Below are 14412 nucleotides of genomic sequence, written 5' to 3'. Positions count from 1 at the left end.
CGTCCGTTCCATGATCGCCCTCGATGCGCTTGTCCGTCTCTGCCCGCCGCCCGCCAATCCGCCACCCGCAGTGGACTGGACGCAAGCCGAGCGCGCCCTCGGTACGGCTCTGCCCGCTGACTACAAGCAACTCGTCGAGACGTACGGCGACGGCCTCTTCGACGAGACGATCTGGCTGCTCGTCCCCGACTCCGCCTACGACGACTGCGACCTGCACGCGCAGACAATGGAACGGGACGAGATCCTGACCGGCTTGTGGGAGTTCGAGGAGAAGCCCGCCGGCCTGCAGGAGGCGGGGGCGAGGCTCCTGCCGTGGGCATTCGAGGAGGGCACGGGGGCGTTCCTGTACTGGCTGGCGCGGCCCGGTCAGCACCCCGACGAATGGACCGTCCTCTACAACGAGGGGCGCGGCCCTCTGTGGGAGCACCACGACACGGGGTGCCTGGCCTTCCTGTTGGCGGTGCTCACCGGAACGGCGAAAACGGAGTACTTCGGCTACCTCTACGAAGTGCTGAAGCCGAGGGAGCACCGCTTCGCGACGGCCGACCAGACCCTTGGCATGACCGGGCAGTGACGCCGTCAACCGCTCTCGACCACCCGGCTCGCCGCTGACACACCCAAAGTGAGCGCCGTACTTGGCCAGACCGGCCAGTACGGGAATCAGTCACAGACGGCCGCCCGACGGGGCGACCGGGTGGGATCGTCCGCGCACGATCCGGCACGCCGCCAACCTGGCCCGGCCCGCGTCCGGACGCATCCGGACGGGACGGAGCCTGTCCGCCGGGACCGAGGGCTCCGTGGCTACTCTGGCTGGAGCTCGCCCGCGGCTACGCCGAGCGCCGGTACGGCGTCGGCACCTGCCACGCAGCGGAGGCCCAGGGGCAGGTCTTCGGGCACGCGCCGATGGTCGAGCAGCCGATCACCCGCGGCGAGCACGCCCTCCTCCTCGACCGCGCCGCCGGGAGCGCCCGCTGATCCACGCCGTGTTCAACGCCGAGGGCCGCGCGCTCGCCCAGTTCGACGACGACCTCACCATCTGCGGCGGCCGTGAACTCGCCGAGCAGGCCCTCGCCACGACCTACCGCTACACCGCGGGCGCCTACGTGGACGTGCTCTGTGTCGAGCACGCCGGCGAGCCCAAGGGCAGCTGTTCGAGCTGCGACGCGAAGGCCGCGTGCCCGAAGTGCACGACCGGCTGCGTCTGCGGCGACTACTCGCACTGACCTGCCCGACCGGCCAGGTCCGCGCCAACTACCCGGGCACTCACACTTGTTGTGGCCGGGTAGCCGGTTGGCCCGCTGTGCACTCCGGTTGGCCCTGAAGGACGCCGCTTCGGCTCACGACTCCATTGACCTGTGAGAACGCGCGCGGTCGGTACGATTGAGGCCCGGCACGGTGATCCTCGTGGGGCTGGTGTGCCTGCGAGGGCGGGTCAGCCCCGGCCGCGCGGCGAAGGTCCGTAGTGTGGTGGCAGGCCGGGAGTGGGCTGGGGGCCGGGTATCCAGGTGAAGCCGTGGGCGGCCATCGCCTCCACCTGCCAGGCCCGAAGCAGCGGTATCGCTTCGTTGAAGCGGCTCGGGTCCTTGCCGCCCCCGGAGGCGAAGAATCGGAGCAGGGGACCGGCGGCGGTTTTTCTGTGTCGCAGCCCGAACACAGCTCCAGCCGGACCGGGACGCCGAGACTTCCCTTGGGCCCCAGCACGTTGACGATCACCTCGCCGCCGCAGCGTGAACACGGCGGGAGCTCGTCGGAAAGTTGGAAGGACACGTTCGACCTCCTTGCACGGGTGGCCCATCCAATGCCGTCCTGACCTGGAGGTCAACGGTTTGCGCGTGATCAGTCGGCTGTTCTACGGCGCTTGTCCGGACCTGTTGGGCCCAACAGGGACTGGCCCCGGCTCAGACCGGTGTCAAGGCCGGCCAACCCCGGGCGCGGCCTCGCGTCTCCGCCGCCCCGGGCCGGAAGACGGACACCGTCCGCACCGTGTAATGGATCACCACCGTTGCTCGCGCGCTGTGATCCAGGCCAACCCCGCTCGGCCCCGGCGCCCCGGCTGAGGACGTAGCCTTGCAGCAGCAAGCCAAGGCGCTCCTCACCGCATTTTCGGCCGACGCTCCCTGACCAGGCAGCGGGGGTGATCCATAATGGCCAGACCATATGGGCCGGAGTTCTCAGCTTCGGGCTTTCACCGTCCCGATAGGCATGTACACGGCGACCGACAGCCACGCGGTCCGTTTCCACCAGCTTCAGCGCGGCACCGCAGACCGGATCCGCAACCGCCGCGTCAACGAGCGCACCGGGAAGGAAGTCGACCTCGCGGCGCCGGCGCTGTGCGGCGCGATCTGCGGCGGGCACACGTACCGGCTGGCGGCCTGTTGGATCTGGTCGTGAGGCCAGGCCGGATGGGCCGCGCGGAGCTCGTCCGCGTACTCCTCGAAGTAGCGCCGCTGCAGTTCGGGCGGGCGGTAGCCCTCGATGAACAGCAGGCGCAGCGCAGGAGCGACCGGGCGTGGCCGAGCCGATCAAGGACGCCACGGCGCAGATGAGCGTACGAGCCGGTCGAGTCGGCTCTGCGGCCGTCGACCAGCAGGGTCCCGCGGACGTCGACGAGCGCCTCACCGCAGTCGTCGACGGGGATGGCCGCCACGGACGGGTCAGACATCAAGATGATTCGACCGGTGGCGTCTGAGGGGTGAGTTTCCAACACGGCTCCTTGGGGCGTCAGCGGGTTCCGCTCCGGCGCACATCCGCCGCCGAGGTCTCGGTTCCGTCGGTGCCGGGGCGGGTCCCGAGGGTGATGTGCATCCAGGGCGCGGCGTTCTCGCGGTAGGAGTGGCCGAGCGGTTCGATGCCGCTCTGGTCGGTCAGGCTGAAGCCGGTCACCATAGCCGTGCTGGAGCCGTCGGCCACGGACACCAGGTGTGTGCCGCAGTCGGGGCAGAAGCCGCGGTGGAGGGTCGGGCCTGTTAACCGAACTAACTCAGCTGTCTTCGCAGGTCAGACTGGGTATCTGCTAGCTTCCCGGGGTGCTTGATGAGAAGCGGTCCGGAAGGGACCTGAGGAACTTTGTCCTGCCTGAGTTAGGCCAGTTGCTGAAGACGGGAGATCCCTGGGAGCCGTACAGGGTGCTCGATGAACGCGGGAGGCCGGTCGAGCCCGCTGCGCTCTACCTCAAGGAACTAATGGCGAGAGACAGCTCGCCGTTGACGCCACGTTCGTACGGCATGGATCTGCTGCGGTGGTTCCGGTTCTTATGGGCGCTCGGGATCGAGTGGGACCGTGCGACCCGGGAAGACGCCCGGGACTTCATGTTGTGGATGAAGGTCGCGGACAAGCCGAAGCGCATCCATTGGCGCCATCGCGGCAAGGCTCTCTCCGAGGTCCCGTCGCCTCGCAGTGACAGGCCGGCACCGGGGACGCCGAATCCGGTGACTGGTAAGCCCACGGTCGGGACCAAGTACTCGCCGGCAACCCGTGCTCATTGCGAGACGGTGCTGCGGGAGTTCTACAACTTCCATCTGGATGAAAACACCGGTTCGTTGTTGGTGAACCCCTTCCCGTTGGTCCGTGGGCGCCGCTTGTCCCAGCTTGGGACACAGCCTGATGGTGGGAAGAAGCACCGGAACCGGCGCGCGGGTCTCTACCGGCCGACCGTTCCGCAGCGGGTCCCGCGGCGGATTCCCGACGAGATGTACACCAAGGTCTTCGCCGGGCTCCGTTCTCATCGTGACCGTGCCTTGCTGGCCTTCTGGGTCGCCACTGGTACCCGCGCCGAGGAGCTGCTCACGGTCAAGCAGGGCGGGGCGGTCGTTGGCGAGCAGACCGTTGGTGTGATCCGCAAGGGCACCCGCGACTATCAGGATCTGGCCGCCACCCCGGATGCGTTCGTCTGGCTGCGGCTCTACCAAGAGTCCGCCTGGAAGATGGGCGTCCCTCGGGGTCGTCACCATCCGCTGTGGTGGACGCTGCGGCGCCCGTGGCGGCCGCTGGAGTACGACGCGGCGCGCATGATGTTCAATCGCGCCAACGATCTCCTGGGCGCCAACTGGACCCTTCACGATCTGCGGCACACGGCGACGTTCCTCATGCTCGATGACCCGAACATGCCGCCGGTCTACGTGCAGAAGATCCTCGGCCACAAGTACTTGTCGACCCTGGACATCTACAACCGTCCGACCAGGGACGACGTCATCAGAGCCGGCCTTGCCCACCACGCCCGCCAGGAGAAGCGACGCGAGGAGACCCCTGTGCCTGTTGACGAGCCGTCCTACAACCCCGACTCCTTGTCCATCCTCTTCGGCCGGGACGCGTCATGACGAGCACTGCGACCCACGTCGGCTCGAGCTTCGTTCCGCGGGTCACCAGCATGGTGGGCGCCGAAGCGCTCACGCTGATGAACCGATTCCCGCATCGGGAGAGACCAAGCATGTGGGAAGCGACCGCGGCCACGCGTGAAGAGGTCCTTGATCGGCTGGCTCGCCCACCGCTTCGAGCCGTGGAACCCAGCGCCCAGGCGAATCGGATGTTCGGGGCACGTCTTCTCCTCGACTGGCTGATGACTTTTCCGGGAGAGACCTGGCAACAGCGGTGGCAGAAGAGCCCTGCCCACGGCCAGCACATTGCGTCGCAGGGGTGGCGGGATGCCTTCGTAGCCTGGGCCCGCCCGGAAGGGCGAGTATCTCGCCGTGAAACGCTCCTCGTCGGTGTGCTGGCGTTGCTTTGCGCGGATGCCGTCAGACCGGACCCGGAATTCCTCATCGGGTCAAGATCGCGACATCTTCGGCCGGCACTGGAGACCGCACGAGACCCCGAGGGGTTCGCACGCTTGAGGGCATCGCTGCCGACCAACCTCTCGGCCGCGAATGTCTCGTCCGGGCTGAAGACCGTTGCGGAGATCATGGCCTGCCGAGGCGGCGCCATCGAGGACATCGTCGTGGGCGACCTTCTGCTCTGGCAGAGCAAGAATCCGCGCAACAGCAATGGACGGATCCAGCTTGCCTACACCTGGCTACGCGACCTGGGTCTCTTTCCAGAAGACGCACCGCACACGCTGTTCCGGATCTCGAACCGAACCGGGCAACTCCCCCCGGCAGATCTTGTCGACCGCTACGAACTGCAGTGCCGTCCGATCCGCGACCTCTTGGTCGCCTACCTCTCCCATCGGTCCGTAGGGCTCGACTTCACGACGATGCGGGCGCTCACGATCTCGCTGGCGCTTCGGTTCTGGGGCGACCTGGAACGGCATCATCCGGGCATCGACTCTCTTCGACTTCCTGCCGAGGTGATCACTGCTTGGAAGGTCCGCCTGGCCACGAAGACCGTGCGCAAGCGTCTGCCCGACGGATCATTTCGTGAGTTCACAGAGCCACGCCGAGGTGCAATCGGGATCAAAACCCAGGTCAGAGCCTTCTACCTGGACCTGGCGGAGTGGGCTGTGGAGGATCCCGGCCAGTGGGCCGCCTGGGTGGCACCCTGCCCGATCAGCGAAGCCGAGTGCTCGGGAAGAAAGGCTGAGAAGCAGCTCAAGGCCCGCATGGACCAACGTACTCGCGAGCGCCTGCCGGCACTGCCCACGCTGGTGAAGACGGCGCACCGCCTGCTGAAAGAGGCCACGATGCGCCTCAATGCACTCAACGCTGCCCGACTCGGTTCGGATTTCAGCGTGCTTGGTGAGACGTTCAGAGTTCCGCGATTCAGCAAATGCGCTGACGGACGTCCGATCCATGCCTGGGACGCGAACGGCACCCGGCGCTCATTCGCGGCTGAGGAGCGCAGCGCATTCTGGGCGTGGGCTGCCATCGAGATCCTGCGGCACACCGGCATCCGGATCGAGGAACTCCTCGAGCTGGGGCATCACAGCATCGTCAGCTACAAGCTCCCCACCACCGGGCAGACCGTTCCACTCTTGCAGATCGCCCCCTCGAAGACGGACCAAGAACGACTTGTCCTGGTCACGCCGGAGCTGGCGGACGTGTTGAGCACGGTCGTCTCTCGAGTCCGAGGCTCGGACGGGAGAGTCCCCGTTCTTCGCAGCTACGACCACTACGAACGGGTCTGGAACCCGCCGATGCCCCTCCTGTTCCAGGATCGCTCTGGCGGCTACCTGCGTCCACTGTCACGAACGACGATCCGGCGGGGACTCGAGATCACCTTGCTGGCCTCAGGTCTGACGGACAGCGCGGGCGACCCCCTCGTCTTCCAGCCTCACGACTTCCGCCGGATCTTCATCACGGACTCCATCCTCAACGGCCTGCCACCTCACATTGCCCAGGTCATCGCTGGTCACGACCACATCGGAACGACGATGGGGTACGCCGCGATCTATCCCACCGATGCCATCGAGGCGCATCGAGCGTTCATCGCCCGGCGCCGGGCTCTACGCCCTGCCGATGAGTACCGCACCGTCACACCTGAGGAATGGGGAGAGTTCCTCGGACACTTCGAGCGCCGCAAGCTGGCCCTGGGCGACTGCGGCCGCGCATACGGAACTGACTGCGCTCACGAACACGCTTGTGTCCGATGCCCCGCTCTGATCGTCCACTCGACAGAACGTCCCCGGCTCGTCGAAATCCGCGACAACCTCCTCGCACGCATCTTGGAAGCCGAACGGGAAGGCTGGCTCGGCGAGATCGAAGGGCTGCAGAGCAGCCTGACCCACGCCGAGGAGAAGCTAGCCCAACTCGACGCTCAGATCTCCCGGAAGCAGGAGGCCGTCGACCTGGGGATTCCTACCTTCCGGGAGATCGCTGCTCGTACCAGTGGGGTGGCCACCTCGCCGGGGCCTGCGTGACTGAATGGCATTACTCCGGCGCGCTCAGCGGACACCGCCGCAGAGCCCGGCGCTTGGACGCGCTTCAGCCGCGGATGATCTACGCCCCCGGCCTCGGCCACGGGCCAGTTCTACGGGCGGCGCGACAGTAGGTGGGTGTCGAGGAAGCCCCGCTCGGACGCTGGGTCGTGGAGCAACCGAGCCACCATGACGAGTCCGGCCCCGGTCAGCGACTCGGCAAACTGGTCCGCCGGCCAGCTATAGGCAGGCGCCACCTTGTGGTCGAAGCGGACAGGCTCCGGCCCCTCGGTTCCGAAGAAGGACGCCAGGAGCAGGCCCCCTGGTGCCAGGACGCGCACCAGCTCATCGAGCAGCGCGGGCAATTCTTCAGGTGGGGTATGGATCATCGAGTAGTGGGCCAGTACTCCGCCAAGCGCGCCGTCCTCGACCGGCAGGGCCTCCATTCGTGCCTCGTCGAACCGCAGCCCCGGATGAGCCCGCCGGGCGTGGGCGACCATAGCCGGGGAGAGATCAAGCCCGAAGGAGTCCAACCCCAGGTCGTGCAGCATCGCCGTCAAGTGGCCGGGGCCGCATCCGACGTCGGCTGCCCGTAGGTTCCCCGTGCCACGCACGAGCTCGGCGAAGGTGCCGATGATGTTCCGCGCGAACGGCTGCGTCTCCAACTGATTGGCGAACATCGACGCATACAGTTCGACGACCCCGTCGTAGGCCGCCTTGGTCTCGTCCTGGTGTTTCAACACGTGGAGGAAGCTAACACCTGTGCGGTTCGGATCAGTTACCCGGCCTCAGACCTGCCCCTTCCCCGTAGGACTGTCGTCTTGTCACCTGACCATGGGACGCCCCAGTAGTTCGGAGAAGGTAGGTCGAGTGCCACTTCGGCTCGCCACCGGGGCCGGTCCAGATCAGGGAGTCCAAGGGGAACCCGACCCACAGCACCGCGGGCCCGCCGAAGATGCGGGTCTCGTGGTCGCAGGAACAAAGGTGCGGATCGTCCGGGACACCGCTGACCTGGTAGGAGATCCGGCCGCACTGGCAGTGCCCCGTTCGAACCGGCGCCGGAGCGTCCGATGCCGCTGCTGCGGGCGGCGGAAGGGTGTCGGCATGCTCAGCGGGCGCGGAGGGTGAGCCGAAGGCAGGTGATGCGGTGCTCATGCGAATCCTCGCTTCGATAGGGGCCGGGCGTGGGCTAGCAAGTGGTGAGGTCGGTGGCGTCCGGTAGTTCGGTGACGGGCTGCGGCGCGGCGCGGGGGATGCCGAGCCGTGTTCGGGCCTGGTGGACGGCGGCGAGCTGGCCGGCCGCCGGGAGTCCCCAGTCGAAGAGCTCCAGGGCCTGCTCGGGGGTGGCCAGGATTCGGATGTGGGTGCGGCCGGTGGCCGGATCGACGGGCGGAGGGCCGAGGAGGGTGAGGGGCGCGGCGTAGCGGAGGCGGGTGTACGGCTTGTCGGGCTCGGAGAGGTGGCCGAGGAGCAGCGGTTCGTCGAACTCGGCCGCGGCTTCCTCGTGTGCTTCGCGGCGCAGTGTGACGAGCGGGTTGTCGCCGTCCTGGGGTTCGGGGGTGCCGCCGGGCAGGCAGGCTGAGCCGGTGTCCGGCTCCATCAGCAGCAGGACGCGGCCGTCGGGTGCAAGGAGCCATCCCCAGGCCTGGATCACCGAGAGCGGTTCGGGGACTGGGCCGGTGTGGAAGGGGAGGTGGTGCTGGGCGCGGGCGGCACGAAGGACGCCGGCCCGGTCCAGGACCGTGGGGGCGATAGGAAGGCCGTTCTCCAGCAGGGCGGGGCCGGCGGCGTTGATGCGGGCGCGCAGCGCGGACAGGGCCCGTCGGGCGTCGCCGGGGGACATCAGGTCCGGCAGAAGGGCGGGTTCGACGAACTCGACGGACTCGATCTCGCGGTCGGGCAGCCGGATGGAGGCGATCTGCTCCTCGTCCCACGTACCGCCGTCGTAGACGTGCAGGATTTCGCCGGGGAAGCGCATGCCGGCGGGCGCGTTGACGCCGTCCGCGCTGACCCAGTCCACGGCGAGCCCGCGATCGACGGTCATGGTGACGCTGAGCTCCTCCCGCAGTTCCCGCGCGGCACCCTGGGCCGGGGACTCGCCCTTGTCGACGGCGCCGCCCGGCAGGAGGCAGGTCGTGCGGTAGTCGACACGCTGGACCAGGACCCGCCCGCGCCGGTCGGTGATCAGCACGGACGTTCCCGCCCACAGGGCGGCCGAGGCGCGTAAGGCCCCGTACTCCTCGTCGGTCATCAAGGTGCTCGGCTCCGCGTCTGGGGAGGGAGGGACGGTCATCTCGGTCTCCGATCGTGCGGTGGTCCCGCTCAGGCGGACAAAGGGCGGGCGGCAGCCGACGGCGCGCCGCCGCTGAGCCGGTGAGGGTCGCCCGGCGCGGGGCCGGGGGAGAGCCTGGTGAAGAACTCGGTGCGGATGATCTCGGCGCGTTCGGCTTCGGGCATGCGGGCGAGGAGGCCGGGCAGAGACCGTGGGCGGGCGACCTCGCTGCGGTGGGCGAGGATCGCGGCCCACTTCTGCGCCGCCCAGGGGGAGACGTCTACGGTCGTGGTCACGTACGCGTCCGGCACCGCGAGGAGTGTCTTCCCCACGCTCTGCAGCAGCGGGCCGAGCCGGCCCACGCCGGATTCCGAGTGCGTGGCCGCGTACAGGGCGGTCGGCCGCCAGGGCTCGCCGGCGTCGGGGTACAGGTGCGGCAGGGCCGCGGCCTCGACGGCGAGAAGGGTGATCTGGTGGGCGCGCCTGTGGTCCGGGTGCCCGGTGAGCTGGCCCAGGGCGTCGTGGCCGACCATGATGTCGGGCTGGAATTCGCGGATGTGTGCGACCAGGCGGCCGACGGCCTCGTCCAGGGGTGCGTCGACGAGGCGTTCGGAGCCGTCGGGTGCGGAGGCGGGGTTGCGGGCATCGGCGTAGCCGAGGAGCCGCGGGGCGCCGGCGCCCAAGATGTTGAGGGCGTCGGCGAGTTCGGGGATGCGGTGGGTGTTGGCCGTCCAGGTGGCGGTGACGACCGCGGTGCGGGCGCCTGCGGCGGCGTGCTGGGCGAGGACACCGCCGACGAGGAGGGCTTCGTCGTCCGGGTGGGCGACAACGGCCAGAAGCGCCGGGGCAGGCGCATCCGGAGGGGGTGGGGTCACGGTGGTGGAGCCTTTCGATCGAACGCGGGCGGGCGTGGTGGCCGGGCTACGCGTGGCCGGGGGTCTCGTATCGCTGGAAGTGGGCGGGTGGGTGGTCGAGCGGCAGCCTCGGGTTCCAGGCGGTCAGGCACTGGGCGCTCGTTGACAGTTGGCGCGCATCCTCACCGGCCTGTGACCCCACCAACACTGCAGCTCATCAGCGGGGCGGGTCCGGGACGGGTTCGATGCCGGCTACGCCGGCCATGAGGGTCATGAACTCAGCGAAGAGCGTCACGCAGGGCCTCCTCCATGACAGGCAGCCGGTCCAGCAGCATCAGAGCTGCCTCGTGCCGTACCCGCCCGTAGGCTTCGAGTGCGGCGTCGACGATGTGCGGTCGTTCCACTGGTACCGACAGCGGAAAGGCCGAGCAGAGCATGGCTGCACAGCCGACACGAAGCGAGGACACGAGGTCGTCCGCGGACGCCTTCGGGTTGGCGTCCCGGTAGGCCAGGGTCAGATCGGTGTATCCGGTGAGCCAGCTCTCCGCACCGTTGTCCAGCTCAGGCCCAGCACCGTGTGGACTGCCCGCGCGGACGGTGCGGCTCTCGCCCTTGCACTGAGTCGGCATCTTGTCAGACCAGGGCAACGGACACGGCGAGGACCCCGATGACCAAGTAGGGGCCGAAGGAGACGTGCGTCCGGCGGCGGCGGCCAAAGGTCAGTCGTGCCACCTCCGAGACCGCGCCGAAAGTGGGACAGGACACCCAACGCGGCGTCAGCGGACTGTTCAGCAGCGAAACTCTTCACCAGCGGCCGTTCCTACACGCGACGTTGCTCGACACCTCGAAGCGTGAAGAACGGCCGCCCTGCTGTCCCGGGAACGAACCAAGATCGGCCGGGTGAACGGCCGAGGTTAAACACCAAGCTGATGGCCCGTTGGCAAACCGGTGTGGCATTCCCGTGAACGGAGCCGGCGGGTGAATCTGAACAGAATTCCCGCCTCAGGAGGACGGGGGCACGGAGAGTCGCCACAGGTACGACGTGTGGAGCTCGCCGGGGCCGTATGCAAGGTCCAGGTGCGAAAGTTCGGTTTCGGCCGTGTACACGTACTCCAGGCGCATCGACTCGCCCTCCGACACCGGGTGCGGTCCGCCCGCGTTGAGCTCGGACGGGTAGCCGGCGAGCCTTTTGACGCCCGGGTTCGCACTTTCGTAGCTTCCGATGTCGTAGCTGCGCAGTTCCACCGGAGCGCCGCTGAGGTTCGTCACGGTGACGGGCACTCGGTAGGTGTGCGCGGCCGGGGTGTCGTCGCCCGTCATGTCCGGGGGCGGGGTCATGGGCTGGACGGGGCCGAGGGTGACCCGGACGCCGTCGTCGTAGGTGACGGTGCCCTCGCGGGCCGGGGACTTGCGGTCGGCTGCGCCCGTGCGCTCGCGGGCGACCACCCGGTCCTCGCGCCGGTAGCGGATGCAGCCGCCGTCGGCCGAGAGAGTGGGCTTGCCCGTGTACCAGTCGGTACGGATCTCGATGATGACGCCGTGGTCGTCGGTGGTCCGGACGCCCGGCCACTGCAGTGTCGGGCGGTCGGGGTTCAGGGGCTTGTTCGCCGGCCTGTCCTCGGTCTTCCAGCCGCGGCGCTCCCATGCGGCGCGCAGCCTGTCCAGGTCGGCCAGGTAGTGGGCCTCGCTGGAGTAGTTGAGACCCCACGTGTAATGCGGCTGCTCCCTGGTCACCCCCTTGCCGTCGATCCCCAGGTCGTCGCTGCACGAGGTGCTGCCCTCCTCCTTCATCCTGTCGGCGTCACCGGCGCCCGGCGGCAGGTCACCGAGGGTCCTCCTTCCGGCCTCCCGGGTCTTGATGTCCTGTTTGCGGTAGTCCGCTGCGGAACGCACCGGGCCGCCCCCGAGGTCCTCGAAGAAGCCGGACACCGCCGAGCACGCCCAGACGGCCGCCGCGACTGCGGCGAGGCGGACGAGCCAACGCCGTGCCACCGGCTTGCGGCCCACCTCTGCGGTCGGGGTATCCACGAGGTCAGCGGCTGGTTCCTGGGGCGGGCGTGTATCCATGGGTCGATTTCACGCCATGGGGCTGGCCCGTCAACAGGGGTGACGTGCTCAAGCGGAGATGAGTAGGGGTACCCAGGAAGCGGGGGCCGCCGAAGCGCGGCCGCGCAGCCCCGCCGCGGGCGGGGCCGGGGCCCCGGCCCGGCACGCGATGTGCCGAGCCGAGCCGGGCCGGGCCGTTGCTCAGAAGCTCCAGCCAGCCCATTATCGTCAACCAGCACGCCATCACCTTCTGGCAGTACCTGCCCCAGCCGGCTCACCCCGTAGCCGCAGCTCAACTCGCCAAGCCGCTGTGCATGTCCGCCGAGGTCCCGTACGACGAAGCGATCGCCTTCCAGTACGACCCAGAGCAACCCGGCGCTCCCACCCTCCAGCGGCGAAGCCCGCTGGGGGTGGCAGAGTCCTCGACGTCGGCACTCAGACGATCTACCGGCACGTTCTTGGCCGCCCCGGACGGCCTGGCCGTCAGACCGCTGGTCCGAGGACGGAGGCGTCCGCCGTTGCCGCAGCGACGGCCCCCGCCCTCGGCCCGGGCGGAAGAGGGTGGGCGCGCGGTACGCCCGGCCATCCCAGGGCCCGCGAGCCCCTACGCGGGAATGGCGGCCGCACCGCCCACCTCGCAACACCAGTCATCCCGGCCCAGCCGGCCCTGTCGCTCGGGCCGGCTATCTCGCTCAAGGCCGACCGTGTGCTCAGCGCCACATCCCCTCAGCTCTACCCGACCTCAATCGCCCTCTGTGACTGAGCAGCGAACTTGGCCCCTCCGGTCAGGTACGCCGCTCTGCCCCTGTGCCACACCAAGTGGGTGCCGTTGTTGCTGCTCAGTCCTGGTGGGTGCCCTGGACCATTCGGTCGATGAGGGGTGCGGCCCGTTCCGGATGCTCTTCCAGCCACCTGTCGAGGTGTTCCCGCACGGCCTGTCCGACGCAGGCGCGCCCTGTGGCACCGCCTAGCACGCCATGGGTGGCGCCCTGGAACTCGGGAGCGTCCAGCTTCACCGATACGGCGGCCGTCAGACCCACAGCGATCCGGTCGGCGTCGAGATCGGGGGCCGCCACCGTCAGCAGCCCGCGCTTGCGCGCGTATGTGTTGACGGCGGCCATCACCCCGTCGCGGAAGCCGCGCTCGTGCGCGCCGTCGATGGTCGGCCGACTGTTGGCGAAGCTCCGGACACGCTCTTCGCCGGAGCCCCGCCACCGCAAGGCCACCTCCACCGTGCCCGCCATCCGCCGGTCCTCGTGGTCGAAGCCGATGATGTCGGGCCGGCGGCTGCCACGGTCCGGTCATCGAGGAAAGCGACAAGGTCCCTGACCCCGCTCGTGTAGCGGAACCGCACCGAGTGGGACTCGGCCGGGTGGCGCAGGTCGGTCAGAGAGATGTCCATGTCCCGGTTCAGGAAGGCGATCTCCCTGAAGCGCTGCGCCAGAGCGTCGAACGAGACCTGTGCGGCTTCGAAGATGTCGGCGTCGGGCCAGAAGACGATACTCGTCCCGTTTCCGGTCGTCGGACCCGCCGCGGCAAGCGGGGTGACCGCCACACCGCGCGCATACTCCTGGACCCAACGGGTTCCTTCACGCCACACCTCGGCTGTCAGGCGGCTCGACAGGGCATTGACGACGAAGGGCCCCACGGCGAGCCAGCCAAGCAGCACGTCGTGGCGCCCCTCGGGCCTCCGCCCGGACTGCGTCTGGGTCAGCAGGGCCCGAGGTCGGGACCGCCAACACTCCCCACCTCATCGACGGGAACGCCCGGCCCGTCGTCGGCGACACACACCCCGCCGTCCGGCCTGAGCGTGACGTGTACGCAGCTTGCACGGCCGGCCAGGATCTCTTGCACCGGCCGGTCGCAGACCTCGAACACCATCTGTCGAAGGCCGCGTTCACTGGTCGATCCGACGTACATACCGGGCCGCTTCCGAACGGCTTCCCACCCCTCCAGCACCTGAATGTGGCTGGCGTCGTACCCGGCGAATTCCTCACTCATGGTGCCCCCTCTGACGGTCCGCAGCAGAACCCCACAGCCTAGGCGGAAACCACAAAAACACCAGGTCAGGACCTACTTGGAAGCGACGCAGACAAGCGCGTCAGCGCGCTAACCCAAGGCCGCCGATCCAGGGGGCGCACACTTCCACCAGAGCGCGCCCGCTGGGTCCCGATGCCCTGCTCGATGAGCTACCCGGTTTCGGGAACGCGGATTGGGCCGGAGCGGGCGGCCTCGGCCAGCCGCTCACGGGTCTCCAGCTCTGTGATCTTCTCCCGGATCAGCCCCAGGAGCAGCAGGCACCACTGCTCCACCCGCAGGCGGCCGACGTCCGGGGGGGGGGGGGGGGGGGGGGGGGAAGCGCCCTCTCGTTCCCCCGGCCTGGGGGGGCCTTTCCCCCCCCCCCCCTTTTTCGGGGTTTTGGTTGGGTTGTTCGGGCGCCCTGTGTCCTCTCC

Annotated in this window: 14 protein-coding genes and 1 pseudogene; 5 read left to right on the top strand and 10 right to left on the bottom strand. The window is 68.8% G+C overall.

Going from position 1 to position 14412, the window contains the following annotated elements; all coding sequences use genetic code 11:
* The first annotated feature begins 10 nt into the window (after positions 1-10).
* Together AC068A_RS33455 and AC068A_RS33450 are read left to right on the top strand one after the other, a co-directional pair.
* Positions 11-574 carry an SMI1/KNR4 family protein gene (locus tag AC068A_RS33455; RefSeq protein ID WP_478590041.1) on the top strand — a complete coding sequence of 188 codons (564 nt, stop codon included), beginning with the start codon at positions 11-13 and terminating at the stop codon, positions 572-574.
* Between the two features lie 409 nt (positions 575-983).
* Positions 984-1223, top strand: coding sequence for a hypothetical protein (locus AC068A_RS33450; protein WP_478590040.1), 240 nt, complete (start codon positions 984-986; stop codon positions 1221-1223).
* A gap of 40 nt (positions 1224-1263) precedes the next feature.
* Here AC068A_RS33450 and AC068A_RS33445 read toward each other — a convergent pair whose 3' ends face one another.
* On the bottom strand, positions 1264-1767 hold the full coding sequence (locus AC068A_RS33445) for a DUF6300 family protein (RefSeq protein WP_478590039.1): 504 nt from the start codon (positions 1765-1767) through the stop codon (positions 1264-1266).
* A 390-nt stretch (positions 1768-2157) separates the two neighbouring features.
* Here AC068A_RS33445 and AC068A_RS33440 point away from each other — a divergent pair, with 390 nt between their 5' ends.
* Positions 2158-2391 (top strand): Ku protein, encoded by a 234-nt coding sequence (locus tag AC068A_RS33440; RefSeq protein WP_478590038.1) that lies wholly within the window; start codon positions 2158-2160, stop codon positions 2389-2391.
* Here the strand turns inward: AC068A_RS33440 and AC068A_RS33435 are convergent.
* Together AC068A_RS33435 and AC068A_RS33430 are read right to left on the bottom strand one after the other, a co-directional pair.
* Positions 2316-2662 (bottom strand): annotated as a pseudogene (locus tag AC068A_RS33435) (M15 family metallopeptidase domain-containing protein); the annotation flags it as partial. The gene AC068A_RS33440 and the pseudogene AC068A_RS33435 overlap by 76 nt on opposite strands.
* Positions 2663-2721: 59 nt before the next feature.
* Positions 2722-2916, bottom strand: coding sequence for a hypothetical protein (locus AC068A_RS33430; protein WP_478590037.1), 195 nt, complete (start codon positions 2914-2916; stop codon positions 2722-2724).
* Between the two features lie 110 nt (positions 2917-3026).
* Between AC068A_RS33430 and AC068A_RS33425 the strand changes: the two genes are divergently transcribed.
* The gene (locus tag AC068A_RS33425; RefSeq protein ID WP_478590036.1) at positions 3027-4316 is read left to right on the top strand and encodes a tyrosine-type recombinase/integrase; all 1290 of its coding nucleotides are present in this window, start codon (positions 3027-3029) and stop codon (positions 4314-4316) included.
* Complete coding sequence (locus AC068A_RS33420; protein ID WP_478590035.1) at positions 4313-6790, top strand: tyrosine-type recombinase/integrase; 2478 nt, start codon at positions 4313-4315, stop codon at positions 6788-6790. The genes AC068A_RS33425 and AC068A_RS33420 overlap by 4 nt, the downstream gene beginning before the upstream one ends.
* 110 nt (positions 6791-6900) lie before the next feature.
* Here AC068A_RS33420 and AC068A_RS33415 read toward each other — a convergent pair whose 3' ends face one another.
* The 7 genes from AC068A_RS33415 to AC068A_RS33385 form a co-directional block, all read right to left on the bottom strand.
* Complete coding sequence (locus AC068A_RS33415; protein WP_478590034.1) at positions 6901-7530, bottom strand: class I SAM-dependent methyltransferase; 630 nt, start codon at positions 7528-7530, stop codon at positions 6901-6903.
* A gap of 446 nt (positions 7531-7976) precedes the next feature.
* On the bottom strand, positions 7977-9038 hold the full coding sequence (locus AC068A_RS33410; RefSeq protein ID WP_478590033.1) for an NUDIX domain-containing protein: 1062 nt from the start codon (positions 9036-9038) through the stop codon (positions 7977-7979).
* A gap of 71 nt (positions 9039-9109) precedes the next feature.
* Entirely contained in the window at positions 9110-9934 is an 825-nt protein-coding gene (locus AC068A_RS33405) for a PIG-L deacetylase family protein (RefSeq protein ID WP_478590032.1), read from the bottom strand.
* Positions 9935-10191: 257 nt separating this feature from the next.
* Entirely contained in the window at positions 10192-10542 is a 351-nt protein-coding gene (locus AC068A_RS33400; RefSeq protein WP_478590031.1) for a hypothetical protein, read from the bottom strand.
* Positions 10543-10915: 373 nt separating this feature from the next.
* On the bottom strand, positions 10916-11905 hold the full coding sequence (locus tag AC068A_RS33395; protein WP_478590030.1) for a hypothetical protein: 990 nt from the start codon (positions 11903-11905) through the stop codon (positions 10916-10918).
* Positions 11906-12798: 893 nt separating this feature from the next.
* Positions 12799-13203, bottom strand: coding sequence for a hypothetical protein (locus AC068A_RS33390; RefSeq protein WP_478590029.1), 405 nt, complete (start codon positions 13201-13203; stop codon positions 12799-12801).
* 466 nt (positions 13204-13669) lie between these two features.
* Complete coding sequence (locus tag AC068A_RS33385; protein WP_478590028.1) at positions 13670-13960, bottom strand: hypothetical protein; 291 nt, start codon at positions 13958-13960, stop codon at positions 13670-13672.
* Positions 13961-14412 lie beyond the last annotated feature (452 nt).

The sequence above is a fragment of the Streptomyces sp. NPDC043854 genome (assembly GCF_056436005.1).
Note: the sequence above shows the minus strand (reverse complement) of the source record. Positions and strands in the feature narration are given on the sequence as shown.

Excerpts from the sequence above, each read along its gene's own strand:
- AC068A_RS33410 (WP_478590033.1), bottom strand. The coding sequence starts at position 9,038 with ATGACCGACGAGGAGTACGGGGCCTTACGCGCCTCGGCCGCCCTGTGG.
- AC068A_RS33420 (WP_478590035.1), top strand. The coding sequence starts at position 4,313 with ATGACGAGCACTGCGACCCACGTCGGCTCGAGCTTCGTTCCGCGGGTC.
- AC068A_RS33400 (WP_478590031.1), bottom strand. The coding sequence starts at position 10,542 with ATGCCGACTCAGTGCAAGGGCGAGAGCCGCACCGTCCGCGCGGGCAGT.
- AC068A_RS33390 (WP_478590029.1), bottom strand. The coding sequence starts at position 13,203 with ATGGCGGGCACGGTGGAGGTGGCCTTGCGGTGGCGGGGCTCCGGCGAA.
- AC068A_RS33385 (WP_478590028.1), bottom strand. The coding sequence starts at position 13,960 with ATGAGTGAGGAATTCGCCGGGTACGACGCCAGCCACATTCAGGTGCTG.
- AC068A_RS33455 (WP_478590041.1), top strand. The coding sequence starts at position 11 with ATGATCGCCCTCGATGCGCTTGTCCGTCTCTGCCCGCCGCCCGCCAAT.
- AC068A_RS33440 (WP_478590038.1), top strand. The coding sequence starts at position 2,158 with ATGGGCCGGAGTTCTCAGCTTCGGGCTTTCACCGTCCCGATAGGCATG.